The sequence below is a fragment of the Arenibacterium halophilum genome (assembly GCF_005938225.1).
GTDB classification, from domain to species: domain Bacteria; phylum Pseudomonadota; class Alphaproteobacteria; order Rhodobacterales; family Rhodobacteraceae; genus Arenibacterium; species Arenibacterium halophilum.
In genome coordinates, this window is sequence record NZ_VCPC01000003.1 from 737,864 (window position 1) to 761,479 (window position 23,616).

Annotated in this window: 27 protein-coding genes and 2 tRNA genes; 15 read left to right on the top strand and 14 right to left on the bottom strand. The window is 61.3% G+C overall.

From position 1 onward, the window contains the following. The first annotated feature begins 54 nt into the window (after positions 1 to 54). Complete coding sequence (locus FGK64_RS16770) at positions 55 to 468, top strand: DUF4864 domain-containing protein (RefSeq protein WP_138864967.1); 414 nt, start codon at positions 55 to 57, stop codon at positions 466 to 468. A 119-nt stretch (positions 469 to 587) separates the two neighbouring features. Beyond that, the gene (locus tag FGK64_RS16775; protein WP_138864968.1) at positions 588 to 2,873 is read left to right on the top strand and encodes a glycosyl hydrolase family 28-related protein; all 2,286 of its coding nucleotides are present in this window, start codon (positions 588 to 590) and stop codon (positions 2,871 to 2,873) included. 106 nt (positions 2,874 to 2,979) lie between these two features. Here FGK64_RS16775 and FGK64_RS16780 read toward each other — a convergent pair whose 3' ends face one another. Next, complete coding sequence (locus tag FGK64_RS16780; RefSeq protein WP_138864969.1) at positions 2,980 to 3,639, bottom strand: hypothetical protein; 660 nt, start codon at positions 3,637 to 3,639, stop codon at positions 2,980 to 2,982. 129 nt (positions 3,640 to 3,768) lie between these two features. Here FGK64_RS16780 and parA point away from each other — a divergent pair, with 129 nt between their 5' ends. Beyond that, complete coding sequence (parA, locus tag FGK64_RS16785; protein WP_138864970.1) at positions 3,769 to 4,455, top strand: ParA family partition ATPase; 687 nt, start codon at positions 3,769 to 3,771, stop codon at positions 4,453 to 4,455. On the opposite strand, the gene FGK64_RS16790 is transcribed toward parA, so the two are convergent. The 3 genes from FGK64_RS16790 to uvrB form a co-directional block, all read right to left on the bottom strand. Then, positions 4,344 to 5,027 (bottom strand): hypothetical protein, encoded by a 684-nt coding sequence (locus tag FGK64_RS16790; protein ID WP_210236584.1) that lies wholly within the window; start codon positions 5,025 to 5,027, stop codon positions 4,344 to 4,346. The two genes, parA and FGK64_RS16790, sit on opposite strands and share 112 nt — an antisense overlap. Positions 5,028 to 5,166: 139 nt before the next feature. Next, positions 5,167 to 5,754 carry a hypothetical protein gene (locus FGK64_RS16795; RefSeq protein WP_138864971.1) on the bottom strand — a complete coding sequence of 196 codons (588 nt, stop codon included), beginning with the start codon at positions 5,752 to 5,754 and terminating at the stop codon, positions 5,167 to 5,169. 78 nt (positions 5,755 to 5,832) lie between these two features. Then, positions 5,833 to 8,031, bottom strand: a complete 2,199-nt coding sequence (uvrB, locus tag FGK64_RS16800) for an excinuclease ABC subunit UvrB (RefSeq protein ID WP_138864972.1) — start codon at positions 8,029 to 8,031, stop codon at positions 5,833 to 5,835. A gap of 174 nt (positions 8,032 to 8,205) precedes the next feature. On the opposite strand from uvrB, the gene FGK64_RS16805 reads away from it, so the two are divergent. The 3 genes from FGK64_RS16805 to FGK64_RS16815 all read left to right on the top strand — a co-directional run bounded on the left by FGK64_RS16805 (position 8,206) and on the right by FGK64_RS16815 (position 9,483). Beyond that, positions 8,206 to 8,517, top strand: coding sequence for an ETC complex I subunit (locus FGK64_RS16805; RefSeq protein WP_138864973.1), 312 nt, complete (start codon positions 8,206 to 8,208; stop codon positions 8,515 to 8,517). Beyond that, entirely contained in the window at positions 8,517 to 9,329 is an 813-nt protein-coding gene (locus tag FGK64_RS16810; RefSeq protein ID WP_138864974.1) for a hypothetical protein, read from the top strand. Before FGK64_RS16805 ends, FGK64_RS16810 begins: the two co-directional genes overlap by 1 nt. Positions 9,330 to 9,406: 77 nt before the next feature. Beyond that, positions 9,407 to 9,483 (top strand) — tRNA-Arg (locus tag FGK64_RS16815). 18 nt (positions 9,484 to 9,501) lie between these two features. Here FGK64_RS16815 and FGK64_RS16820 read toward each other — a convergent pair. The 9 genes from FGK64_RS16820 to FGK64_RS16850 form a co-directional block, all read right to left on the bottom strand. Next, the gene (locus tag FGK64_RS16820) at positions 9,502 to 10,572 is read right to left on the bottom strand and encodes a site-specific integrase (protein ID WP_171054115.1); all 1,071 of its coding nucleotides are present in this window, start codon (positions 10,570 to 10,572) and stop codon (positions 9,502 to 9,504) included. Beyond that, a complete protein-coding gene (locus FGK64_RS16825) occupies positions 10,569 to 10,796 on the bottom strand; it encodes a helix-turn-helix domain-containing protein (protein WP_171054116.1) in 228 nt (75 codons plus the stop codon). The genes FGK64_RS16820 and FGK64_RS16825 overlap by 4 nt, the downstream gene beginning before the upstream one ends. A gap of 4 nt (positions 10,797 to 10,800) precedes the next feature. Then, entirely contained in the window at positions 10,801 to 10,992 is a 192-nt protein-coding gene (locus tag FGK64_RS16830; RefSeq protein WP_138864976.1) for a hypothetical protein, read from the bottom strand. A gap of 101 nt (positions 10,993 to 11,093) precedes the next feature. Further along, the gene (locus FGK64_RS16835) at positions 11,094 to 12,950 is read right to left on the bottom strand and encodes a ParB/RepB/Spo0J family partition protein (RefSeq protein WP_171054117.1); all 1,857 of its coding nucleotides are present in this window, start codon (positions 12,948 to 12,950) and stop codon (positions 11,094 to 11,096) included. After that, positions 12,947 to 13,264, bottom strand: coding sequence for a hypothetical protein (locus FGK64_RS22220; RefSeq protein WP_171054118.1), 318 nt, complete (start codon positions 13,262 to 13,264; stop codon positions 12,947 to 12,949). Before FGK64_RS22220 ends, FGK64_RS16835 begins: the two co-directional genes overlap by 4 nt. Next, positions 13,261 to 13,416 (bottom strand): hypothetical protein, encoded by a 156-nt coding sequence (locus FGK64_RS22225; RefSeq protein ID WP_171054119.1) that lies wholly within the window; start codon positions 13,414 to 13,416, stop codon positions 13,261 to 13,263. The genes FGK64_RS22220 and FGK64_RS22225 overlap by 4 nt, the downstream gene beginning before the upstream one ends. Further along, entirely contained in the window at positions 13,413 to 13,694 is a 282-nt protein-coding gene (locus FGK64_RS16840; RefSeq protein ID WP_138864978.1) for a hypothetical protein, read from the bottom strand. Before FGK64_RS16840 ends, FGK64_RS22225 begins: the two co-directional genes overlap by 4 nt. Then, complete coding sequence (locus tag FGK64_RS16845) at positions 13,691 to 13,900, bottom strand: hypothetical protein (RefSeq protein WP_138864979.1); 210 nt, start codon at positions 13,898 to 13,900, stop codon at positions 13,691 to 13,693. The genes FGK64_RS16840 and FGK64_RS16845 overlap by 4 nt, the downstream gene beginning before the upstream one ends. Before the next feature lie 354 nt (positions 13,901 to 14,254). Next, positions 14,255 to 14,695, bottom strand: coding sequence for a hypothetical protein (locus tag FGK64_RS16850; RefSeq protein ID WP_171054120.1), 441 nt, complete (start codon positions 14,693 to 14,695; stop codon positions 14,255 to 14,257). Positions 14,696 to 15,191: 496 nt separating this feature from the next. Between FGK64_RS16850 and FGK64_RS16860 the strand changes: the two genes are divergently transcribed. The 6 genes from FGK64_RS16860 to FGK64_RS16885 all read left to right on the top strand — a co-directional run bounded on the left by FGK64_RS16860 (position 15,192) and on the right by FGK64_RS16885 (position 20,216). Continuing rightward, positions 15,192 to 15,650: a hypothetical protein gene (locus tag FGK64_RS16860; RefSeq protein WP_138864981.1), complete on the top strand. Its 459-nt coding sequence runs from the start codon at positions 15,192 to 15,194 to the stop codon at positions 15,648 to 15,650. A 1,067-nt stretch (positions 15,651 to 16,717) separates the two neighbouring features. Further along, entirely contained in the window at positions 16,718 to 17,497 is a 780-nt protein-coding gene (locus tag FGK64_RS16865; RefSeq protein WP_210236585.1) for a hypothetical protein, read from the top strand. 49 nt (positions 17,498 to 17,546) lie between these two features. Then, positions 17,547 to 18,218, top strand: a complete 672-nt coding sequence (locus FGK64_RS16870; protein WP_138864982.1) for a helix-turn-helix domain-containing protein — start codon at positions 17,547 to 17,549, stop codon at positions 18,216 to 18,218. A 55-nt stretch (positions 18,219 to 18,273) separates the two neighbouring features. Next, complete coding sequence (locus FGK64_RS16875) at positions 18,274 to 18,840, top strand: hypothetical protein (RefSeq protein ID WP_138864983.1); 567 nt, start codon at positions 18,274 to 18,276, stop codon at positions 18,838 to 18,840. Then, positions 18,840 to 19,487: a hypothetical protein gene (locus FGK64_RS16880; RefSeq protein WP_246057793.1), complete on the top strand. Its 648-nt coding sequence runs from the start codon at positions 18,840 to 18,842 to the stop codon at positions 19,485 to 19,487. The genes FGK64_RS16875 and FGK64_RS16880 overlap by 1 nt, the downstream gene beginning before the upstream one ends. 294 nt (positions 19,488 to 19,781) lie before the next feature. Continuing rightward, positions 19,782 to 20,216 (top strand): hypothetical protein, encoded by a 435-nt coding sequence (locus FGK64_RS16885; RefSeq protein ID WP_138864985.1) that lies wholly within the window; start codon positions 19,782 to 19,784, stop codon positions 20,214 to 20,216. A gap of 52 nt (positions 20,217 to 20,268) precedes the next feature. Here the strand turns inward: FGK64_RS16885 and FGK64_RS16890 are convergent, their stop codons facing one another. Then, a complete protein-coding gene (locus FGK64_RS16890) occupies positions 20,269 to 21,513 on the bottom strand; it encodes a GAF domain-containing sensor histidine kinase (RefSeq protein WP_138864986.1) in 1,245 nt (414 codons plus the stop codon). 300 nt (positions 21,514 to 21,813) lie between these two features. Between FGK64_RS16890 and FGK64_RS16895 the strand changes: the two genes are divergently transcribed. From FGK64_RS16895 to FGK64_RS16905, 3 genes are all read left to right on the top strand, one after another. Beyond that, a tRNA-Met gene (locus tag FGK64_RS16895) sits at positions 21,814 to 21,890 on the top strand. Positions 21,891 to 22,060: 170 nt separating this feature from the next. Beyond that, positions 22,061 to 23,284 carry a hypothetical protein gene (locus FGK64_RS16900; protein ID WP_138864987.1) on the top strand — a complete coding sequence of 408 codons (1,224 nt, stop codon included), beginning with the start codon at positions 22,061 to 22,063 and terminating at the stop codon, positions 23,282 to 23,284. Between the two features lie 58 nt (positions 23,285 to 23,342). Beyond that, positions 23,343 to 23,616, top strand: a 274-nt coding sequence (locus FGK64_RS16905; protein WP_138864988.1) for an HNH endonuclease, incomplete at its 3' end; no start/stop codon positions are given.

Genomic DNA, 23,616 nt, shown 5'->3' on the forward strand with positions numbered 1-23,616 from the left:
AATGTGATCCGCAAGCACACGCGCGGCGTATCCCTGTCATATAGGGGGTACGCAATGCGTGATTTGTTTATTGCCACGATCCTGTCACTTGGCCTTGTGGGGCCGGCCGCCGCACAAGGTGATGCGCCTGACGGTGCTATTCAAAGCGTCATCGACAACCAGTTTCAGGCGTTCAGCGCGGACGATTTCGATCGCGCGTTCACGTTCGCAAGTCCGACAATCCGGTCCATTTTCGGCACGTCCGAAACCTTTGGCGCCATGGTGCGAAATGGCTATCCGATGGTTCACCGCCCCGCTGGCGTGCAGTTCCTTGACCTGCGCGAGGTCGATGGTGCGCTGTGGCAGCGGGTGCAGATCCGCGACGCCCAAGGCGCGTTCCACTTGCTGGATTACCAGATGATCGAAACGGAAAACGGCTGGAAAATCAACGCGGTGAATTACGTGCCGGATCCCGGCGCCGCGGTCTGATCCGGCCACGACCGTCACGGTGGTCTTAGCCTGATTTAACCCTTTCCGCCTACCTCATCGCACCGCCTGTGCCGTGGTCTGCACCACTGCTCGGCGCGCGATCTGGGAAAGGGATTCCGATGAACAAAGCGATCACCGATGGCATTCTGCTGATGCCGCCCGCCTTTGCGAACGGGCTGGATGTCTGGTCAAGTGGCGATGGAACACCGGGGTCCGATACCTATAACGGCGCGGCGAATGCTACCTTCGTGCCAGCCGACCAGGATTTCGGCGGCTGCCTTGAAGTGTTCAAGACAGAAGCCACCCAACGGCTGCGCTTCATGGGGGAAACCCCGATCCTGCCGGGATGCTACCTTCGCGTTTCCGCACGGGTGAAGGCCGTCAGCGGAAATCTTCCAAGCCTCCGCGTGGCGGGATGGGCCGGTGGGGCAGGAGGCGCCCATGTCACCGGCCTGACCGATACCGGCCCCGCGACCGCGCTGTCGACCTATGGCGAAGTGATTGAAATCTCGGCCATTGTCGGCACCGGACTGCGCGGCGGCGTCGATATGCCTTGGGGGATGACCCCGCTTTACGGCCATTTCGGGCTGGATCTGACCGGACCGACCGGCGGCGTGGTGCGCATTGATGACATCCGGATCGAGGATGTCACATCGGTCTACCTGCGCGACATGCTGGGCCAGGTCGATGTGCGCGACTACGGCGCGCGCGGCGATGGCGTAACTGACGATACCGCGGCTTTCATCGCCGCTGATGACGCGGCGGACGGGCGCCACGTGTTCATCCCCGCCGGCAGCTTTTTCCTTGCCGATAGCGTGACGTTGGAAAACCCGGCGGTGTTCGAGGGCACCCTGACGATGCCCACCGACAAAATTTTCGTGATGCGGAAATCCTTCGACCTGCCCAGCTATATCGCCGCCTTCGGGGATGAGGAAACCGCCTTTCGCAAGGCGTTTCAGGCGCTTTTGAACAACGCCGATCACGATTCGCTTGATCTGGGCGGGCGGAAGGTCACCTTGACAGGTCCGATCGACATGCAGGCGGCAGTGCCCAACAAAACCAGCTTTGCAACCCGTCGCGTGATCCGAAATGGCCAGTTGGATGCCAGCGGGGGGGCGGCCTGGGACACGGCCACCATGACCTCGCTTGCCAGCTACACGGCCACCGACCCGAAAAAGCTGACCGATGTGGCCAATATCGCCAATATCCCGGTGGGCGCTCTGGTCGAGGGCGCCGGGGTGGGGCGTGAGATCTATGTGCGCGCCCGCAACATCGGCGCGGGAGAGCTTACCTTGTCGGCGCCCTTGTACGGCGCCCCCGCCAGCCAGACCTATACGTTCCGCGACTTCCGCTACATGCTTGATTTCTCGGGCTTCAGTTCCTTGTCGAAGTTTGAACTCTGCGACGTCGAACTGCAATGCAACGGCAATTGCAGCGCCCTGCGCTTGCCCACCAGCGGCAGCATTTTCAGCCTTCGGGGCTGCGTAATCTCGCGCCCGATGGATCGCGGCATCACCTCGATCGGAACGGGGTGCCAGGGGATGCTGGTCGACAATTGCCAGTTCCTGTCAGACGAGGATTCGCTCGACGTCGAAGACCGGGTCTCGATCGGGCTGAACGCCAGTTCCAACGATGTGAAGCTGCGCAATTGCCGCTCGACCCGTTTCATGCATTTCGCCGTATTGGGCGGAGCAAACAACATGATCTCGGGCAACCACTGCTTTCAGGGCGATAGCGTGGCCGGAGGCATCCGCCACGCCGGGATCGTTCTGACCAGCAGCTATGTCAGCACCACCATCACGGCGAACTACATCGATAATTGCCACGTCGAATGGACCAACGAACATGACGCCACGCCCGATTTCACTTCGGGGATGTCCTTTGCCGGGCTGACCGTAAGCGACAATATCTTCCTCAGCGGTGATGTTGCGCCTTGGACCAGCCATATCGTGATCAAACCGTACGGCACCGGCCAGTACCTGAACGGCGTGATGATCATGGGCAACAAATTTCGTTCGATCAATGGCAGCATCAACCGGGCCGACCGCGTTGATGACAGCATCGCGCCGCTCGATGCGACACGGCACAAGCATGTCGCCTTCCACTCCAACAGCTATCATCAGGTTTCAAACCAGGTCGCCAACCCGGCCCGTATGATCCATTCCGAACCCAGTGCGTCGCAAACCTGGACGGTCGATCTCTCGGCAGATCTGCCTTTTGCAGGTCGCGCGCGCGGCGTTGATTCAGTGACGGCGCAGGGCCAGATTCGCACGGCCTCGGATGCTGGGCATTATGCCGCGCCCCATGTTATTCTGGAGCAGGCGCCGGCGGGCGCCGGAGTTGATCTGCAATGGGGCTCGGCCGTAAAGGGCGTGGTGGCAATCTTGGCGCGAATGGACGGCTGATCGACTCCAGCTTCTTTGGGGCCAAATATCCCGGGGGAGCCCGCGCAGCGGGTGGGGGCAGAGCCCCCGCTCTCCCTTTCTGCTCCGCCCGACGGCTGGGACCGGCTCAGAAATCGCGCCACATGCCCAGCGTCAGGCCAAACCGGCTCTGCTTCACTTCGGTCCCAATCAACCAAGTGGTCTTCTTGCCGCCTTCAATCAGAAGCGCGGTACTGGCCGACCATTCGACCGGCCGCCCCGACCCGCCCGTCAGCCCCAGCCCGACCATAGGGCGCAGCCGCCCACCATCAGACTGGCCCAGAACCAGGTCCAGCTTGTACAGCGGTGGCCCCGTTCCCGCGCGATGCTCGACCGCGCCTTCCACCTGTATCCAGCCATTGGCACGGCGCAGGTTCAGCCCACGTCCCCAGGCGATTGCAAGCTTGTACATCGGCGCCCATTGGCCTGCGGTCATATGCGCGCCCAGTCCAAGTTCGGCGGCCATGCGCGAGGAGCCGTCCGTATTGCCAAGCGGAAGCCGAAGAAACAACAATGCATGGCCGGACTCCGGTGATGTCTGCAGCAGCGACGCGCCAACCCCCAGCTTGGGACCGAGCCCATAATCAAGATATACGTCGTTTTCCTGCCGCAGCAGGCCATCGACATGGCGCAGCGTGGTCTTGACCGACAGGAACACGCGACCATCTTCGCGCATCCAGGCGCCAGCCCGGGCCGACCCCGCCCCGATCAGACAGAGCGCAACACCCACTGCCAATACCCACCGCATCGCGGCCCTCCGTCAGTGCCGGATTGTGCCCAGCCAGCCCAGCATGGTTAACAATGGTTAACGCCTCGTTACCGGCGCCGCGTGTTCCTGTGGAGAAAATTCGCCGTTGTGGTGATGGGGCAAGCTGCTATGCTGCATTGCAGAAACGCGCCGCGGGGCGTGGCGCGCAAACACGCGAGGATCGTCTTGGGGCACGTCATCACCATCGCCCAGCAGAAGGGCGGCGCAGGAAAGACGACCCTTGCCGTCAACCTGGCCGTCGGATTCGCCCGCGCGGGCAAGTCGGTGGCCCTGATGGACACCGACCCCCAGGGCAGCGCCGGACGCTGGTTCATGTCACGGCTGGACGCGATGCCCGAACCCGGCATCGATTTCTCGACCGCCTCGGCCTGGGGCGTGCCCTATGAATGCCGCAAGCTGGCCGAAACCCACGACATCGTCATCATCGACACGCCGCCCAAGGCCGACAGCGATCTGCGCCCGGCGCTGCGCGCGGCCGACCTGGTGCTGGTGCCGGTGGCAACCTCGCATGTTGATCTTTGGGCGGTCGAGGTGGTGCTTTTTCTGGCCGACCGCGAATCCAAGCCTGCGATGATGGTCATGACCCGCGCGCGCAAGGGCACGCGGCTGGCCGCGGATATTGCCGAGAAGGTGGCCGAGATGGAGGCCGATGTGGCCCGGGCCGCAATGGCCAACCGAATCGTCTATGCGGAAACGCTGGGGCAGGGGCGCGCCGCGCTTGAGGCGCCCAAGGGCCCGGCACATGCCGAGGTGATGGCGCTGGTTGCCGAGATCGACGCCGCGCTGTCGGCCTGATCGCGTCGCCAGAACAGCGCCGCCGCGCGCAGTGGCGCGGGCAGAAGCATAAGGGCGGATCTCAGCAGAACCTTGTTCGTGTTGATGGCTTCGGCGATGCGCGCGTAATGGGCGCGGCTGTCTTCAGGTGAGCGCAGAAGCCGGGTCTCCGCCTTTTCCAGTGCGGTGATGAAGTCTGCCTTGGCACGGGGCAGGGCGGCTGGCTGGATCGCTCGGTAGGTCTGCAACCCCTTGCGCACTCTTGGCGCGGCCGGATCGGCGTTGCGCGCGATGGTCCGCTCCAGCGATTGGGTCACTTCGTTGATAATCGCCTGCGCACCGGCATAGGCTCGCATGCCGTTCAGCTGTTGCGCCGCTTGTTGATAGGTCTGCCGATAGCAATCATAGCGATAAACATTGTCCAGCCGCTGACAGGCGGCCGCACCGCGCGTCAGCGTGCGCGCGATCTTGTTGGTGGTGGCATTCGACAGCCCCGTGCCCCCATAGCTACCGCCTTCGCCGTAAGCCCAGGACGGACCGGCGGCGGTCAAAAGCGACAACATGATAAGAACAAGCGCGAGATGTCTCGGCACGGCATAACCCCCTGAAAAAAATGTACTCAAATACAGATCGAAACTAACATGCGCAGGGCGGCGGTAAAACCGTGAATTGTTGCGCTGCGCATGAAATTGCAATCGGAACGTACCTGTCGGATCGATTGGTCGCGGTCCGCTATGGCAGGGGGAGATCGAGCCCCGGCGCCGGATCGAGCGTTTGCTCCATCATCATGTCATGCCCGGCCATCTTGTAACTTTGCCGAATGGCGCGCACGTCGCCCGCCTCGTCGATGAAATAGATCGACACCAGATCGCTTTCATAGGGCGGAAAGGCCGAAACCTGCGCCGTCATCGCGGTGTAGGGCGCGCCGCCATGCGTGATCTGGACGCAATCGGCGCTGGTAAGGTTGGCGGCCAATGTCTGGCGGATCTCGTCGGCCTGTGCGCGGGCCACGTCAGGATCGGTACGGTTGAATTCAGACCAGCCGCCACGGCCGTCAGAGCCATAATAGACGCCATCGTGGTACATCGAATCGGGCGATCCTTCGGGCAGGATCGCCTCGGTCATGTGGTGGGTGACGGATTTCCAGCGGAACACGGATTGGGTCTCGATGCCGTTCCAGACGGTGCGGATGCGGGCGATGTGGGGCTGTCCGCCCAGGAATTCATGGGCCACCAGATCGCGGGCGCGGTCGGTGCAATCCTCGGCCCGGGCGGGCAGGGCTGCAAGCAGGGCAAGGCAGGTCGCAAGGGCAATACGCATGGGGCAAATCCGATCTGAAATGCGCCTAGGGTAAGCGGGGCGGAGCCAATGTCAAACCCCGCCGCGCCCCGCGCGCATCTATCGCTTGCGTCGCCGCACGTTGCCGCCGTGCTGGCCGGGCCGGCCGGCCGTGCTGCGGCCTTTGCCTTTCGTGGCAGCCTCGGATGCGGCCTCGACCGCGGATTGCCGGGCCATCGGGTCGTCGTGGATTGCCAGGTCGACGGCTTCCAGCCGCTTCACCTCGTCCCGCAGGCGCGCGGCCTCTTCGAATTCGAGGTTCTCGGCCGCCTTGCGCATGTCGGCGCGCAGCCCTTCCAGCACGGTTTGCAGGTTGCCGCCCGACGCCTTCGGATCGATCTTGGCGGTCACGCGGTTCATGTCGGTGTCGCCCTTGTAGAGCCCGGCCATGATGTCATCGACGTTCTTGCGTACCGTCGCGGGGGTGATCCCGTGTTCTTCGTTATAGGCGATCTGCTTTTCTCGGCGGCGGTCGGTTTCCGCCAGCGCGCGTTCCATGCTGCCGGTGATCGAATCGGCATACATGATGACCCGCCCGTCGGCGTTGCGCGCAGCACGGCCGATGGTCTGGATCAGCGAGGTTTCCGAGCGCAGGAAGCCCTCTTTATCCGCGTCCAGAATGGCGACCAGCCCGCATTCGGGAATATCCAGCCCCTCGCGCAGAAGGTTGATGCCGATCAGAACGTCAAAAGCGCCCAGCCGCAGATCGCGCAGGATTTCGATACGTTCCAGCGTGTCGATGTCGGAATGCATGTAGCGCACCTTGATGCCCTGTTCGTGCATGTATTCCGTCAGATCCTCGGCCATGCGCTTGGTCAGCGTGGTGACCAGCGTGCGATAGCCCGCCTCGGTCACGCGGCGCACCTCGTCCAGCAGGTCATCGACCTGCGTGGTCACGGGGCGGATTTCCACCTGCGGATCCAGCAGTCCGGTGGGGCGGATCACCTGTTCGGTAAATACGCCGCCGGTCTGTTCGATTTCCCATTTGCCGGGCGTCGCCGAGACGAACACCGATTGCGGGCGCATCGCGTCCCATTCCTCGAACTTCAGGGGGCGGTTGTCCATGCAGGAGGGCAGGCGGAATCCATGTTCGGCCAGCGTGAACTTGCGTCGATAGTCGCCCCGGTACATGCCGCCGATCTGGGGTACGCTGACGTGGCTTTCGTCGGCAAAGACGATGGCGTTGTCGGGGATGAATTCGAACAGGGTGGGGGGCGGTTCGCCCGGCGCGCGCCCCGTCAGATAGCGCGAGTAATTCTCGATCCCGTTGCAGACGCCGGTGGCTTCCAGCATTTCGAGGTCGAAATTCGTGCGCTGCTCCAGCCGCTGCGCCTCCAGCAGCTTGCCTTCTCCGACCAGCTGATCCAGTCGCTGGCGCAGCTCTTTCTTGATGCTCACCATCGCCTGCTGCATCGTCGGCTTGGGCGTGACGTAGTGCGAATTGGCGTAAACGCGGATCTGGTCGAAACTGCCGGTGCGCTCGCCGGTCAGCGGGTCGAATTCGGTGATCGACTCCAGTTCTTCGCCAAAGAACGACAGCTTCCAGGCCCGGTCTTCCAGGTGGGCCGGAAAGATTTCCAGGCTGTCGCCGCGCACCCGGAACGACCCGCGTTGAAACGCCTGATCGTTGCGCTTGTACTGCTGGGCCACCAGATCGGCCATCACCTGCCGCTGGTTGTACTCGTGCCCAACCTTCAGATCCTGCGTCATCGCGCCGTAGGTTTCGACGCTGCCGATCCCGTAGATGCACGAGACCGACGCGATGATCACCACGTCGTCGCGTTCCAGCAGCGCCCGGGTGGCCGAATGGCGCATCCGGTCGATCTGGTCGTTGATCTGGCTTTCCTTCTCGATATAGGTGTCGCTGCGGGGCACATAGGCTTCGGGCTGGTAGTAGTCGTAGAACGACACGAAATATTCCACCGCGTTGTCGGGGAAGAAGCCCTTGAATTCGCCGTACAACTGCGCCGCCAGCGTCTTGTTCGGGGCAAGGATGATCGCCGGGCGCTGCGTTTGTTCGATGATGCGCGCCATGGTGAACGTCTTGCCCGTTCCGGTGGCCCCCAGCAGAACCTGATCCCGCTCGCCGTCCAGAATGCCTTGGCTCAACTCCGCAATCGCGGTGGGCTGGTCGCCCGCCGGCTCGAACTCGGTGTTCATCACCAGCCGCTTGCCACCTTCCAGCTTTTCGCGGCTGCGCACATCGGGCGCAGGGCTGTTCAGCATCGGCATCGTCTTGTCGGAATGGGCAAAGGGCATCGGCGCGGGCTTTCTGACGGGATGGTGCAGATTTGATCTGTTTTTGTTCTACTTCAAGGGGGCAGCAATGCCCAGCCAAAGGCGTTTCGCTCCACGGGTGACATTCCGCGCGCTTGGCAAGCCGTGCGCGCCGTGGCAAAAGGGGCCAGCAACAGCAGCCAAGGATATCTGCCCATGCGCGCCCGCATCTTCAAGCCCGCCCGCAACGCCATGCAATCGGGCACCGCGAAAACCCGCGATTGGGTGCTGGAATACGCGCCCGCCAGCGCGCGCTCGGTCGATCCCTTGATGGGCTGGACGTCGTCCTCGGACACGCAAAGCCAAGTGCGCCTGCGCTTCGCCACGAAAGAGGCGGCGCTGGAATATGCCGAATCCAAGGGTATCGACGCGCAGGTGATCGAACCCAAGACCCGCAAGCCCAATGTCCGCCCAGGCGGCTACGGCGAAAACTTCGCCACCAACCGACGCGCGGTCTGGACCCACTAATGCGCGCAAGCGCTGGCGTCCGGGCGGCGCTTGCGGTTTTGCTGTGCGCCTCGCCCGTAACGCTTGCCGCGCAAGAGCAGGTTGCTCTGACGACGGGGCAGCTGACGATCACCCACGACGACATGGCACTGCGGTCTTATGTGTCGGACGGGCGCCAGCAGATAGTGCTCGAGTCGCGCTGGCCTGCATCGGTCGTGCATGTACATGGCAATTCCGCTCTGTTTGAAACCTACAGCGGTGGCACGGCCTGCCCGGCTCAATACCAATGGATCATGCTGGACAGTACGGGGCTGCACGCCACCGAAAGCTTCGGAACCTGTTCCGATCTGGCAGAGGTGCAGATGACCGATCAGGGGCCGATGGTCGTGCTTCCCCGGATGGGGCGGTCGGGAACCGCAGGGTTCGTGGTGCGCAATGGTCAGATCGTAGAGCACGAATTGGGCCTTGCCAGCGCGGGCGTCGGTAACACGTCCAATGCCGCCGCATGGTCCGGGCGCACCGCCTATGATGTCCTGCATGCCGCCGAGATGGAGCCATCTCTGCTGTCGTTTCTGCCTTGGGACGTGCTGGACCTGGCGCGCAATTCCAGCGTGGTCAGCTCCGACACGATGAGCCGGGACGGCGATTGGTTCGCGGCTGTCGGCTGTATGCCCCACAATTGCAACGGCGCTATGGCCGGCGTTGCTATTTCAACACGCGACGGGCGTATTCTGGTGGCGCAGTGGCAACGGGGCCGGGGCGGGCAAGTCCACGGTACGCCGGACAGCGCGTTGCCTGCCAAATTCCGCAACCTGCTGTCGGGGCAGTTCTGAGTCCTGCATCAAATCCGTCCCCCGTGCCGCCACGGGTCTTGCCCCGACGCGCCCGCTGCGGCATGAACGCAGGCAGCGGTCCCTTAGCTCAACTGGATAGAGCAGCTGACTTCTAATCAGCAGGTTTGGGGTTCGAGTCCTCAAGGGATCGCCATGTCAAAAAAATATTGCTCTATTTCAGCTTCTTAGAGTGTTTGTTGGCACTTTTGTCGGACTTGTTGGCACTTTTCTGTTTTTGTTCTGTTCCGATCAGAAGCGCTTTCCGGTTCGCTGTCGAGACGTAATCCTCGGCTTCTTTCAGACTCTTGTGGCCGCCCCAGGACATGATGGCGGAAGCAGAACCTCCAGCCTCTGCGATGGCCGTCAGGCGGCTCTTGCGCAGCCCGTGCGCGCTGATGCCAGGCCGGGTGGCGGCGCTGATGAGGTTCGACAGGCCCGCCTCAGACCTGACCTTCCCCGAGCTCGTTTCGAGATAGGTAAACGTCCCGGCTTGCAGGCAAGACAGAAGGTGCTGGCGGTCGGCCTCAAAACCGCTTGCCCATGCGGGTAGGTGGCATGTCCAAGGGACGTACGCCTTGCCTCCGGTCTTTGACTGCGTGAAAGTCAGTACCCCGTCCGCGCCCACCATCGAAGGAGACAGGCGCACGGCATCTACAGTTCGCGCGCCGGTCCAGAACAACAGCTCCATAGCTAGCCGCTGGACGCTTCCAATATTCCAGCGTGCGCGGAAGTCGGCAATGTCCTGCGATGACCACGGGGTGTGACCGTCCGACTTCGGCAGGGCGCCGCGCTTGATGCCATCCGTCGCGTTTATCGGCGACCAGTTCGAATCATTCGCGAAGGTACAGAGCAGGCGCCACGTTTTCAGGCGTGCGTTGGCGGGGTGCGGATCCAGTTTGTTCAGGTCCGCCCGGATATGGTGTGGTTTCAAGCCGGCGATCGGTGCTTCGCCGTAGGCTTCCGTGATTGCCGCAAGGTTGCGATCCAGCACGGCTCGGTAGCCTTTGGATTTTGTCTTGTATGTGGTGCCTGCGCGGAATGCATTGCAAAGGGCGGCGAGCGAGTTTTCCTTGACTGATTTCACGGCGCCGCCAGTTGCTCCCATGGCCTCGGCATAGCGGGCCAGAAATTCCGGGCTGTCGATCGGGCCTTGGCCTAGCGGTGTCTTTTTGCCGTTCCGGCGCAAATAGAAGTACGTCACGCCAGCCGAGTTCTTGGTGCTGGTGAGGTACTTGAGCGTCACGACGCCACCACCCCGAACAGTTTGTCGCATTCATCAGCCTCTGGCTGCGCCCCTTCATAGGGCAGCCTGTCAGCGTAAGCGTCAAGGTCCACCCGGTCGTAGACGCGCTTACCGCCCAGCTTCTTTCGTGGCAATCCTAACCCGCGCAGCTTGGTTTCCGACACGCCGATGTAACGGGCGGCAACCGGTGTGGGCATCAACCGGGGCGGGAAGTGTTCAGCCATTGGTCTAATTCCTCGGCGGATTGTTCATCACGTAGGTGTGCAGGGCGGGGTAGAGCGGGTCGTCGACGAGGTCGATGTTGAACACGGTGTCGATGTTGCGCTCGATATGGCGGGTCAGGGTGACCTGGATTGTGTTGATCGCCTTGCCGCCGTTCTCCACGTCGATCTTGATGGTGTAGGTCTTGGGCCGCTTCATCCGATCGCTCCCTTGGTTGATGCCCCTGCCGCCCCGGATGAGGAAATGGGCGATATGCCCGCGGCGGGGGAGCGCAGCACCGCGCTGCGCGTTCCGGTGTTTCATTTCGCGTCGCGTTGCAGCTCGGCCGGCAGCCACGCGTCGATCGCGGTGGCTTGGTCGCGCGAGAGGCCGAGGGCTTCGCGGGCGCTGGCGTCCTGGAACAGGCGGGCGAGTTCGTCGGCCTTTTCGGACTTCTTCAGCTTGGCAAAGGCCACGGTTTCCTCGGCCTCGGCGGGCAGGGCGGTGAGCTCCTGCCAGAGACCATCGAGCCGTCCGGCGGGCAGGCGCTTGAAGTAACCGGGCGCGCAAGGCGTCCAGACCTTGCGGATCGCGGCGCCGGTCAACTCAGCCAGATGATCGGCCAACGGGGCCTGGTCGGAGGTCATGCGGTTCAGCGTGCGCACGAAGTGCCGGGTCAGTACCTGGTTGCGATGCTTCTTGCCTTTGGCCTGGAAGGCCGTGAACTGGTCGACGGGCTTGTCTGTCTTGCCGAACTCGGTGGCGTTGCTGGTCTCTGCTAGCCGGGCGTCGATGGTGACATGCTGCGCGGCCTCGGGCGTGATCTGCTGATCGGACAGCTGCACCGCGAAGGGGCTGCACCACGCAGGCGCGCGTCGCTCGATCTGCCAGGCCAGCAAGTCTAGGACCAGCTCGGGCTTGTCGAGCAGGGCAGTTTGCAGCGCCAGCAGCTCGATGCGGTGCAGTTCGTCCAGCGGCGCCTGCGGAAGCGGCTTTTCGGCAGCGGGCGTGATGCTTCCACCCTCGGCCGTGTCGCACGCCCTGGTCTTTGCCTGCTGGCGATAGGCGCCTTCGATCGACAGGGTGCCGTGGCGGTCGACCAGCACAACGATGCCGCCGGCCTCGCGATCTTCATCGCTGTAATCGCCCTTGGCCCGCGCGCGCAGGGCTTCGAGTTCGGCGCGCTCGGCCGCGTCCAACCCTTCGGAGAACTGGATGTCTTCCAACTCGGCCAATCGGTTCTGATCGCCCGTGGGCAGCTCGACCGCTGTGCGCTGGATGCGCTCACAGCCTGAGGTCAGGCTATGGTCGCTCCATGGGTCATAGCTGACCTTTACCCATGCCCAGCCCTGTTCGGCGCGCAACACTTCGGCGCGTTCATCCAGCGTGGCGACGAACAGCTGATGCAGCAGATCAGCGTCCGTCAGGTAGCAGCACTCTGCAAAGAGATCGTCGATCACCGTGCCACCCGCGGCGCGATAAGCCTCGAGCTCGACGAAGATTGCGCGACGGTCGGTGCTGGCCACGCTGTCAGGCGTCAGCTGGCGGCGTACGCGCTCGGCCGTCCAGTTGCCCGCGCGGGCGGTGGTGAGCGTGGCGAGCTGCTCCGCATGGCTGGGTGCCAGTGTCAGCGCCTTGGCGACATCAAGGCTGATGTGGCCCTCGCGCAGCGCGCTGAGCGCTTCGGGGATCAGATCGGCCAGCGCCAGCCGACGGCGCACATGGGCGACGCTCTGCGCGAAGGCGCGGGCGATCATCTCGGGGCTGTTGCCCTGGTCGGCCATCGCGGCATAGGCGCGGATTTCGTCGGCGGGGTGCAGCGGCTTTTGCGTTGCCGATTCCGTGCCCGCCCAGGCACGGGCAACAAAAGCATCGTCGGTCACGCGCACCGGGATCGCGGTAAAGTCGATCGGCTGGGCGTCGATCGTGCCGCTGCCGTTCTCGGCCAGGTGCTGCAGCCCCCGCAGGCGGCGCCCTCCGGCGACGATGCCGATGCCACCCCGGCTGGGATCGGCATAGCCGGTGAGGTTCTGCAGCAGCCCGTTCACCGCGATGCTGGCAGCCATGGCGGCGGTATCCTCGACCGAGCCGTTCTGGCGCGGGTTGATATCGTGCAGGTAGAGATCGGCCAGCGGGATCAGGCGGGTTTCGGCTGCGGGGGTGACGTGCGTGTTCATGTGCGGTCCTTTTCGAGGCGGAGATATCCCGGCGGGACGTCCGAGGTGTCGCCGGATTGCCAGCGCACGCGGATCAACGGCAGCGCGTTCGGGTCCTGTGCGAAGCCGACGACATGGCCCAGATCGCGGCGATTGCCGTCGGCCTGGAACGACTTCACCCATGTCACGACGGTGCCCAGCGTGAACTGCCACAGGCGCGGGTGCGGGAAGGGATCGAGGTAATCCGTCGCCCGGGCCGGCTGGGGGGAGACGTGAGTGGTGGGGGCCGGCCCGGGCGGGTTGGCGCGGGATGCGCCAAACGGGGAGGCGGTCATCGGATCGCGGCCCAGATCAGGCCGCAGAGCACGAAGGCCGCGCAAAGAATAATCCAATGGGCGCCGTGGCGGCCCAGATGGCTGGAAGGATCGGGGCGCTTCAGCGGCGGGCGAACGGGGGCGCGGCGCACGGCCTTGTCGAAGTCACTCATGCCGCCACCCCGGTCTGCGCGCTGATCTCCATGCGATGCACGGCCTTGATCCAGTGGGCGATCGCCTCAGCCATGTCGGCGCCCGCGTGGTAAACGCCCAGACAGCTGACCTCGGCATAATGTGTGCCGCCCTGCACGGTGCGGGCGGGCACGAAACACCCGCCGGTGTCGATGCAGGCCGCGCGCATGGCCTCGGCGCGGTCAGCGACGGGCAGCAGCTCGAGCTCGCTGGCCAGTACCAGCCGCGCGTGGCGGATTTCCGCAGCGACGGCGCTCATACCCGGGCCTGCGGTAGGATCAGCGGGGCCGGGCCGTTGCGCCCGATGCGGGCGGCATGGGCGTGGATGCGGAACACCAGATCATCCTCGGCACTCGCAGGGCCAACCGGGCCGCGCGGCGCGTCAGGCAGGGCGCCGATGATCCGGGTCAGCGCGGCAAAGCGCGAGGTCGGAGCCGAGGGCGGGCAGTTCGAGTTGTCGGGCATGGGTGGCCTCCAATCGGTATGACTGGGGCTCATCGATATGTTGGCAAATGCCAAACGTCAATTAAAAAGTTGGCAATTGGCAAACGTCCGCGTAGCTTTGCCTCTGCGGAGTGAAAGAATCAGTCCTGCTGTGACCTGGCGGCGAGACATGGGCTGCGCGGCGAACCTTGACAGGTTGACCTAGGGGCACTGTCGGCGAAGATTGGGGGCGAGCGAGCTGCACTGTTTTCAACATGGTGCGATTGACCAGGGGCATACCTCATCCGTAACGTAAGAATTGTTAGCGGGAGGTTGGGATGAAGCATTCCCTGCGCCAGAGATTGCTTAGGCTAGAGGACAAAGATGTCGATGCGCTCACTCGCGCTCTCGATCGGATTGCCGTGCAGAATAGCGTTGTTCCAGAAAATCCACATAGCTTTCTAGATCGGCTTGTGCCGCTTCATCAAGCGCTTCGGCGCGCGCGAGTAGTGCAGCCATCCTCTGAAAGGGACGACGAGGACCGCCGTCCAGAAGATACTCCTCGGAAACGTTGAATAGCCTCGCCAAGGTCAGAAGGTCGGCTGCGTTGGGTTTTGCAGCTGGTCTGACGAACCACGGGTTAAGCCGGTGATATGCAATACCTGAGGCGCGCTCGAGTTCCTTGCGGTTCTCGATGCCCGCGCGTTCCATCTCGCCTTCAAGGCGTTGAACGAATGCACTTTTATCCTGAGGTTCGGTCATAAAGACGAAACTACCGCTACGGATCGCCAAAATATATTTGGCAAATGCCGCTTGACTATATTTGGCAAATGCCAAATATCTTGCGGATGGACCCGAACCACATCATCCGTGAAATTGAGGCCTATGCTGCTGCGACTGGCATGAAGCCGAGTACCATCTGTCAGATGGCACTTGGCAACGCTCGATTTCACCAAAGAGCCAAGCGGCGCATCGAGAAGTACGCCACGGAAGCGGCTAAACTTCGCGCGTTCATCGCTGCAAACCCCCCGCCTTCTAGAGAAGACGCTGTCACATGAACGACTTGGATCAGATTTTGCGGTTATGCATTGGCATTTCAAGCGCACCTCCTGCTCGCCGTGGATCGATAGATTGAGCGGTTTTGGTCAAGGTACTATGAAGACCTGTTCCTCTCTTCTTTGGGTCTCTCAGCCAGAACGGGCTGATCGCCAGATGTTTGCGAACCTGTCTCCCGGGCACTCGTCTGTCACAAAGATGCACTCGCTAGACACATGGCTGAAACCTGTTGGCATAGCTGTTCGCAAGCAAGCGAAAGGTCGTTGAGGGTTTTCGCATGAGAGCAACCAAGGTCGGAACAATTCAGGATGCGGTGGCGCGATGCTATCGGGCGGTCGGTGGGGTCGAAGCTGTCGCAGAACAGCTCGGCCTTGCCAACAGCACGGTGTCCTACGGCACCGAGGTGAACGAAGCACGGCCGGGCGGCATCGGGGTGAATTACCTGGTGCGACTGGCGCTGCACGACAGCCGCTGCGCGGTCCCGCTTGCCGAATTTTTCGCAGATCACGCAGGCGGCGTGTTCGAGCCCGTTCTGAGCCAAGCGGATGTGATCAGCCTGTACGCGCGCTGTGGCCTCGTCGCCAAGGAATGCGGCGAGGCGCAGGCGGCGATCATTCGCGCCGCGGAAACCCTGAAGGCCGGGCATCTGGACGAAGCCGAGCGCGAGATCGACGAGGCGATCGCCGTGCTAGTTAAGGCCAAGGCCGATGTACGCCAGAAGCGAGGCGTCGCGTGATGGACGCACATTACCCTGAAATCAACTCTGGCAGGCCTTCAATGCAAACGGCGCGGGGCTTGTGCCTGCGAGTAGGCGATCAAGCGATCGGCGCTTTGGAGGTCTTCCAGGAACCGGTCGCGCAACAGCGTGATCAAGCTTCCGCATCCGTCGCAGAAGAAGTGGCCATTGGATTTGATCCACGCCACCGACCTCTCGATCTTAAAGCCACACACAGGACAGGGGATTGCGATGCTTTGCGTGTCGAACCGTGATGTCGCCATAGGTCACCTCGCGTCAAAGGTTCCAAGCTGTGGGCTGCGGTCTGAGCCAATGGCGTCTGTGACCGTCTCAGATTCCGGCGTTCGATTGTTTCCGTGCAGCCATCAATCGAGCCTGCGCTCGGCAGGCCAACTCGTTCCGGCAGGCCGCAATTGTTTCGGAAGAAGCGCGACCTGCCAAACGAGAGAGTCCAATTGGATAGGACTGTGCACAATAAAGCACATTATTGGTGATTCGCCAGACAGATCGTTGTCAACTCTTCGTGGACAATGCGTCAGCGAGGCTTCGAAGCAACGGCGCAAGTTCAGCGCGCGCCTGCTGTGCTATACGCGCAAACGTTGCATCCGGCCCCGAGCTGGATATCGCGACCTCTATTCTACTCTGGCATGTGAGTTCGGTATTCGGGACAGAGCCAGGATCATAGGTGAGAACGAATGTAGCCAAGTAGTGCTCCGGCCGGAATTCGGTTTTGGAAGTAACGACGCGAAGTCCGCGGAGCGGGGCTTCAGATGCATCTACCTTTTGAATTGCCGGTTCATTAACTGTAACGATTTTCATTTCTTTTGCCTTCAGGCCGTCAGTTTTTTCAACGATAAAGTAATACCATCAATTTCCAATCGCGTCGCGTCCGAGGGTAGACCTGCGAGTGCATTGGCGAATTGTAAGCAAACGGCTATACTAGAGATGCAGATGGATTGGGCGGAAATCACCGTTCGAGGTCGCGGTCTCCGTTTCAATCTGCATTGCCTCCCTGTTGACCTCGGGCGGACGTTTCGGCGTCCGCCCCTTTTTGCGGGGCTGGCGGCGTGAGCCAGAATCGTTCTTCTGCCGTCATGCAGCAACGGGTCGAGGCGACCGGCAGTCTGGACGATTTCCCCACGCCGCCTTGGGCCATGCGGGCGCTCTGCGAGGCGCTGATTGCTCGAGGCGAGCCGCTGCACCAGTTGACGGCATGGGAGCCTGCCTGCAATCGCGGCTACATGGCGCGGCCGCTTGGCGAATATTTTGATCGGGTGCATGCCACCGATGTCGCCGACTATGGCTACCCGGCAAAGGACGGGGTGGCCGATTTCCTGATCGACTGGTCGCAGGATGCGCCGGATGTCGATTGGGTCATCACGAACCCGGCGTTTCGGCTGGCCGATGATTTCATCCGGCAGGGGCTGCGCTATGCCCGGCGCGGCGTGGCGGTGTTCGTGCGTTCAGCCTTACTCGAGGGGCAAGAGCGGTATGAGACGCTGTTCCGCGATCGCCCAGAAGATATTTTTCTGCCGTTCGTCGAGCGCGTGGTGCTGTGGGCCGGTGTGTTGCTGGATCCGGATGTGCCGGTCTGGCAGCCGCCGAAGAACGGCAAGCCGGGTAAACTCTCGAAGCCGACAAGCGCGACCGCCTACTGCTGGATGGTGTTCCTGAAGGATCGGCTGCCCTGCGGCCAGGTGCAGCGTATTCCGCCGTGCCGTCGCGCGTTGACCCGGCCGGGCGATTACCCGCCGCTACCCGATCATTTGCGGCCACCCAATGATGTTCTGGACGGTCAGGAGCCGCTGTTTCCGGAGTCCGGTCTAAGCACGGTGGACCGCGAATGAAGAACTTCTATTGGCAAGCCGAGCGGCTCCACGAGCAAGGACAAACAGCATGAGCCACAAGGCGACCAACTGGCTGTCGAGCCTACCGGCCGAGGCGCTTGGCAACAGTGAATTCCGGGTGCTGTTCCACCTGTGCGACTGCCACAACCCGTCGCGCGGGTGCTTTCCGACGCAGGAGTACCTGAAGGGGGCCACTGGCGTGTCGAACGGTACGCTGAACAACGCGTTGAACGGGCTGGAAGCGAAGAAGCTGATCGCGCGGCATCGGTCCTTCGACAACAAGACCCGGCGCCAGCGGCCGACCCGATACCTGCTTGGATTCGAGCTGCCAAAAGAGGGCGAGCCGTCTCCAGAATTTGGAGACGGACCCGGGGGCGACCCGGCTCCAGAAACTGGAGACGGAACAGGGCAAAAGCCGTCTCCAAAAACTGGAGACGGAGCCGTCTCCAATTTTGGGGGGGAGCCGTCTCCAACTTTCGGGGCGAGCCGTCTCCAGCCGGCTGGAGAGGAACCTGTAAAGGAACCAGTAAAGAACCACGCGATGGGCCGGGGCTTCTGCGAAAAAACGCGGAAAGCGGCCCGGTTCTGGGCAGAGCGGATTTCCGAAAACGGGTTCGTCTCGCCAAACGCGATTTCCGACGAAGTGGCGGCCTGCATGGTTGCCGAGAAACTGATCGAGGCCACCCGGATCGCAGACATCCGGGGGCAGGGCGCCCGGTAGCGGGCTGATTTGGCAAAGCCGTCTCCAGAAATTGGAGACGGGTCAGGAGGCGGGCATGGAACAGGAGACGAAACGCGACCGGGTGCGCAGGCTGGTTCTGACGCCCCTGGCCGAAGCCGGGTTCCGGTTTCCGAGAGGCACGAGCGACGATGCCGGCAAGCGCGATCTCGATCGGATGGCGGACGGGCTCGGCTATCTGCCCGATGACAAGCTGGATGCGCTGCGCGTGTCGCTGATGACCAAGGGGCAGGGCACGGCGCGGTGCTTCTGGCCGAGCTATGCGAGCGTGATCGGGCTGGCCGAGGCGTTCCATCCGCGCCCGCTGACCGAAGTGCCCGAAATCCTGCGCTGGTTCAAATCGGCGGCTGGATCGGCGGCGCTGAAAGGCGGGCGGCTGGTGGCTGAGTACCGCTTCTGGGAGCGCAAGAAGCGGCCGCCGGTCAGCGACCAGGATCGCCGACGTGTGGCCGAGGTTGCGGCCGACTGGCAGCGCCGGGCCGCGCTGACGCGCGAACGGCTGGCCGATGGCCGCGGCGTGGCGCAGGACGATCAGGCCTGGCTGAACTGGTACGAAAAGACCGAGGCGATGCTGCGCGCGATGGTCGACGGAGTGGAGGCATGATGGCGGTGCGTTCCATCCAGCCGGCCCGGGGAAGCGCGCCAGCCACGCCCGTGTCGATCCGCGAGCTGCTGGAATGGGCCTTCGGCCGCGAGCTAGCGCGGCTGGACTTCGACGAGATCGGCGCGGTGCGCGGCGATCGCCGTGTCGGGGTCGGGACGGAATACCTGCTGATGCAGCGGCAGCTGCTGGGATGCCAGATCGATGGCGGTGGCCGCTCAGAGCCGCACCCGGACGCCGACACCGTCGCCTCCGCCTTGGCGGCGCTGCCCGCGGGGCATGGGGGCCGCGCAACGGCGCTATGGATCGCAGAACTGGCCCGGGCTGGGATGGCGCCTGAATGGCGGTACGACTGCCGCAAAACCTGCGAGCCAGTGTCATGGCGCGCCTGCAAGCATGGAACGCGATACGCCGTCACCGAAAACGCGGGGCAGGTGCAGTACATCCACCGCGGTCGATTGCGCCAAGCCGAGCTGCGCGTGTGCCCCGTGAGGTTCCGCGACCCCGCGCCCTTGGCTGCCCGGGCCCGGCGCGACTACTTGCGCTGGTGGGGCGCGTTGCTGGAATTGCAGCAGACCTTCCGGGTGTACGGCGGGTTGACGGCCTTTGTGGTGACGGAGGCGATGCCGACGATGGAGCCTTGGCGGTAGGCATAGCAGCTCGGCTTCGGTTTTTCGCTGTGCTTACTCCGGTCCCCGGAAACAGTAGAGACTGCGTCTTTTCAAAGCTGTGTTCGCAGTTCAAGCGTCTATTGGCGGCTTCCAGCTGCAAGCGATGCCACTTCAAAAGTCCAGCGTTATGCTGCATCTGCAGTGTGTCGAATTGACGACACCAAAAGTTGACTGGCGGTCCTTGCCCTTAGGTCATTGCTGCTGGGCGCAGAAGAATTTCGCACTACTATCGTAATGCGTGTGTTGATATTTGCGCTATAGGATACTTCGAATATGGAACGATCGGTTCAAATCTTCTTTGACTTACATGCTGTAAACCTCAGCTTCGGCAATAGTACCGGGCTGGTCAAAGACTACGCCCTTCCTCTCACCATGTTTTTCGATTCATCCGAAGCGGTAATCTTGGACGAAACTGATCTTCCAAATATGCTTGGCATATACTGCCGTGGCCTCAGCGAGAATTTCGAAACCCCGTTGATTGCCGAGGTATCCCACGTGAAGTTTCTCGACACCAGCAGCTGCACTGCTGTTGTCGACTGGTTCTCGGTCAGCTTGAATCGTAAAATTTCCCTTGTTAACTATTATCTCTCTCGGCTGGATGGCGACTGGAAGATCTCGATGGCCTCGTTTAAACGCCTGACGCCCAAGCAATTCCTCGCCTGCTGTCAAAATGCGCCAGCGCTTTCGAGCGGCCGCTATACAGTCTGATTTGAACATTTTCCTAAGTCGAAGCTTGGCTGGGGCGCATTCTGAAAAGCTTCTAACAGGAAACAGCCGGTTTTCGCAAAGGGAACTCAAGGCGAAAAACAGTGCTTGTGCCCTCGCTGGCGGCTGACAGACATCCATCATGGGCCTTCGCGATTGAAGAGGCGATGTGTAATCCAAGACCAAGGCCGCCAACCCTAGCTGTATGCCCACGTTGGAACGGTTCAAACATGTTTGTTAGAACGTCCGCAGGGATAGCATCACCTTGATTTTCCACTTCAATCACTACAGAATGTTCTTGGCAGGTTGCGGTCATCTTAACCGAAGTATCAGGAGCACCGTGTCTGATCGCGTTGGAGATCAGGTTCGAGACCGCCTGAACGATTCGAGGAGAATCGCAAGTGATTGGGGCGGAAAGCTCCAAGTTCAGCTCAATCTTGCGATCCGGTTCGGCCACGCGGAACTCTTCGATGATCTGTACCAGTTCTTCGCTGAGCGGTGCATTCGACTTGGCTGAGATAGTGATACCGCCACCTAGTCGCGCTTTTGCGTGTTGCATCATGTTTTCGATGAGTTCGCCCGTACGATGAACCGACGTCCGCATGAGGGCTAAAAGTTTATACCCTTCTTCGGATTGCGGCTGTTTGCGAAGTAACCGAACACCAGAGCTCAGAGCCGCGACCGGGTTCTTCAGGTCATGCCCTAGAATTGCTAGAAATTCCTCTTGAATTCGTAGCAATTTTCGCTCGTGATCAACTAGCAGTTCTTGTGCTTCCAATCGTTCCTCTGTTTCGAGACTACGCCCGATAAGGTTCGCAAACATTTGCAGCATGGCGACGGAGCGGGGGTTGTTAACATCTTTCGGTTCGGTGTCGATCGCGCAAAGAGTTCCAAAGAAAGTGCCGTCACTGCGATAGATGGGAACTGACGCGTAACTGACGATACCAAATGCCGATGCGATGGGATTGTCCTTGTACAGAGGATCACTGAGAGCATCGCTAAAAATGACCATTTCAGAGGTGTCGCGGACCGACTGGCAGAACGTCGACTCAATGGCAATCTCATCGCCGGCGTCGATACCAAAATGCACGTCGTCAACCGTCCTACATGCCACCCAACGGTCCGCAGTGACCCGCGCAACTCCTGCGAACCTCATACTCGTCGCAAGCATGACGGTCTCTAGAAGCGTGCTGACGAGATCGCTTTCTGCAAGTCGCTGGATGTCCTCTTGAAAATCATGTGTTCCCGCCAAGTAGGCTTCATGATTTTGCATCGCTCTGAGATTGATGTTTTCCGTCATTGTAATTCCTGGAAGCGAGGGGAGTGGGCTTGCTCACGGCAGTCGGTGCGACCTTAGACAAAGTCACTACAGAGTCACTATTGGGTATGCGAAAAATTCATGTTTGAGATGATGCTGTCGTTTCAACATCCTTTCCTGGTCAGGGAGCAGACCTCACGCCCAGTATTGACGTGAGAATATCAACGGGTTTACAAGATGCCAGCAACTGATTTGCGCCCGGACGGATAACCCGCCCGGGCGCTTTGCGTTTCAGTGGGTCGAACGATGCAAGCTGGCCGGGGGAAAGCCCGGCCTTTTCTGTGTCCGGGTAGAGCAGATGGTAGCCCGCCAGGCTCATAACCTGGAGGTCGCGGTTTCAAGTCCCGCCCCGGCAACCAATCCAGCACCGATCGAGCAAACATCCCCCCGTGTGGGTCGGTGCGGTAGTGGCGCGGTCGGATGTGGCGGCAGGTCTCCGCGCCACGCGAGTCGAGCCTTAAGGGGCGCCCGTCAATAGGCGTAATTGGCAGCCGCGATCTGTATCAGGAGAGCATGTGTGTAGACGCCGATGTCTCAAGGTGAAGAAATCTGCTTAAATGAAATGAACTGGGGCACCAGGCGAATTGGAACGATGATGCCTACTCAAAGCAGGCCAGAAGGTGAGGTGCCAAACAAGTTGAGAACGCGCAAAATTCCGTTAAGCATTGGTTTGATGAAATTTCTGAGAGGTTCGCGCATGCGCTGTGCTGTACTTGGGCTCGCATTCTTGGCTGGATCGGTAGCAGCTGAACCGTCCTCGCTCGAATTGGATAAAGCACGCGCGGCTTGTACTTCGGCGTTTCTGGAGCGAGACCCGGAGGCTTGGCTGAAAGCAGCCCGCACGATGCGAGAGTGGGGCGAAATCTCAGACGAAAGCGTCAAAAAGGAGGTGGAACTCTGTGAGGCGTATGGAGATGTAATCCCCGGTGTGGCGATTGACACATCAGGGCCCATGGACCAGCAAAATGCCAGTTCAAGCAACGGGGCGGAACCAGCCGACAACAGGCAAGTAGAGCACTACCTCCAGCGAGCAAAAAGCGCGGACGCGGATATGGAGAGGATAGCTGCTGATATCGTTTCAGATGAGGCGTTCTTCTCCGGAGCTAGTGCCCAGCGAGATGAGCTTGAAAGCATCATTCTATCATACGTGAAGCCTTTGCCAGCGTCGCTGCGGACGGCTAACTTGCAGGCGTATCAAGCCTTAGCCAAAATTCGCCCGGACAAGGAGGAATACGCCCGTCGGGTGTCGCTCTACGAGGCTGCAATCGCAGAAGAAAAATCTAAAATCGCGCGTGCTGCTCGTAGCTTGGAAAAGCGTCTAATTAAGACAACTGCGGATTTCGACGGTTCTTCTTGGTCACGACATCCATCATCGCCGCGATATCAGGACACTCGCAACTACATCACTCTCTATCTGATTGAGAATGGGCGCGGGAAGAAGTCGCTCGAACTCTTTGTCAACTACACTTCCCGCAGCGGTTGGCTGTTCGTCGATAGTGCGAGCCTCAACACTGATGGAGCGAAATCGCACCTTCCGGTCGACAGGTGGTTGAGAGACAACGATACAGAAATTTGGGAGTTCGGCTCCGTTCGCGGTTCGAAGGCTATAGAAATTGCAGAGAAAATTGCGAAGTCTGACAGAGCCGTAATACGCTTCAACGGTCGGCAGTTTTATGATGATTTTGTAGTCACTAATACTGACAAGCGTGTTATGCGAGAGATGTTGGCCTTATGGGAGGTCATAGGTCAGTGAACTGATTTGCGCCCGGACGGTGAGACTGTCCGGGCGTTTTGCGTTTCCGGGGTTTTCGATGGGTGCTTTGAAAGGACGTGGCTTGCCGTCTCGGCTGAAGCCGGCGCGGTCGCGCGTGCAGTTACGCCCGCAAGCCAACCCCGGTGAAGACGCCGCGCGCCGGTCGAAAGACTGGCTGAACACCGCGCGCTGGCAGCGCTTGCGGCGTATGGTGCTGGCACGGGACAATCACATCTGCCAGCAGACCGGCGTGCTGCTGGTTGCCGGCAGGCGGGAGCCGAACAGCGCGGTGGTCGATCACATCAAACCGCATCGCGGCGACCCGGAACTGT

What these genes read in the sequence shown, in the direction of transcription:
- FGK64_RS16770 (WP_138864967.1), top strand. Translation starts at nt 55, where the DNA reads ATGCGTGATTTGTTTATTGCCACGATCCTGTCACTTGGCCTTGTGGGG.
- FGK64_RS16775 (WP_138864968.1), top strand. Translation starts at nt 588, where the DNA reads ATGAACAAAGCGATCACCGATGGCATTCTGCTGATGCCGCCCGCCTTT.
- FGK64_RS16780 (WP_138864969.1), bottom strand. Translation starts at nt 3,639, where the DNA reads ATGCGGTGGGTATTGGCAGTGGGTGTTGCGCTCTGTCTGATCGGGGCG.
- parA (WP_138864970.1), top strand. Translation starts at nt 3,769, where the DNA reads ATGCTGCATTGCAGAAACGCGCCGCGGGGCGTGGCGCGCAAACACGCG.
- FGK64_RS16795 (WP_138864971.1), bottom strand. Translation starts at nt 5,754, where the DNA reads ATGCGTATTGCCCTTGCGACCTGCCTTGCCCTGCTTGCAGCCCTGCCC.
- uvrB (WP_138864972.1), bottom strand. Translation starts at nt 8,031, where the DNA reads ATGCCCTTTGCCCATTCCGACAAGACGATGCCGATGCTGAACAGCCCT.
- FGK64_RS16805 (WP_138864973.1), top strand. Translation starts at nt 8,206, where the DNA reads ATGCGCGCCCGCATCTTCAAGCCCGCCCGCAACGCCATGCAATCGGGC.
- FGK64_RS16810 (WP_138864974.1), top strand. Translation starts at nt 8,517, where the DNA reads ATGCGCGCAAGCGCTGGCGTCCGGGCGGCGCTTGCGGTTTTGCTGTGC.
- FGK64_RS16825 (WP_171054116.1), bottom strand. Translation starts at nt 10,796, where the DNA reads ATGGCTGAACACTTCCCGCCCCGGTTGATGCCCACACCGGTTGCCGCC.
- FGK64_RS16830 (WP_138864976.1), bottom strand. Translation starts at nt 10,992, where the DNA reads ATGAAGCGGCCCAAGACCTACACCATCAAGATCGACGTGGAGAACGGC.
- FGK64_RS16835 (WP_171054117.1), bottom strand. Translation starts at nt 12,950, where the DNA reads ATGAACACGCACGTCACCCCCGCAGCCGAAACCCGCCTGATCCCGCTG.
- FGK64_RS22220 (WP_171054118.1), bottom strand. Translation starts at nt 13,264, where the DNA reads ATGACCGCCTCCCCGTTTGGCGCATCCCGCGCCAACCCGCCCGGGCCG.
- FGK64_RS22225 (WP_171054119.1), bottom strand. Translation starts at nt 13,416, where the DNA reads ATGAGTGACTTCGACAAGGCCGTGCGCCGCGCCCCCGTTCGCCCGCCG.
- FGK64_RS16840 (WP_138864978.1), bottom strand. Translation starts at nt 13,694, where the DNA reads ATGAGCGCCGTCGCTGCGGAAATCCGCCACGCGCGGCTGGTACTGGCC.
- FGK64_RS16845 (WP_138864979.1), bottom strand. Translation starts at nt 13,900, where the DNA reads ATGCCCGACAACTCGAACTGCCCGCCCTCGGCTCCGACCTCGCGCTTT.
- FGK64_RS16860 (WP_138864981.1), top strand. Translation starts at nt 15,192, where the DNA reads ATGAGAGCAACCAAGGTCGGAACAATTCAGGATGCGGTGGCGCGATGC.
- FGK64_RS16870 (WP_138864982.1), top strand. Translation starts at nt 17,547, where the DNA reads ATGAGCCACAAGGCGACCAACTGGCTGTCGAGCCTACCGGCCGAGGCG.
- FGK64_RS16875 (WP_138864983.1), top strand. Translation starts at nt 18,274, where the DNA reads ATGGAACAGGAGACGAAACGCGACCGGGTGCGCAGGCTGGTTCTGACG.
- FGK64_RS16880 (WP_246057793.1), top strand. Translation starts at nt 18,840, where the DNA reads ATGGCGGTGCGTTCCATCCAGCCGGCCCGGGGAAGCGCGCCAGCCACG.
- FGK64_RS16885 (WP_138864985.1), top strand. Translation starts at nt 19,782, where the DNA reads ATGGAACGATCGGTTCAAATCTTCTTTGACTTACATGCTGTAAACCTC.
- FGK64_RS16890 (WP_138864986.1), bottom strand. Translation starts at nt 21,513, where the DNA reads ATGACGGAAAACATCAATCTCAGAGCGATGCAAAATCATGAAGCCTAC.
- FGK64_RS16900 (WP_138864987.1), top strand. Translation starts at nt 22,061, where the DNA reads ATGTCTCAAGGTGAAGAAATCTGCTTAAATGAAATGAACTGGGGCACC.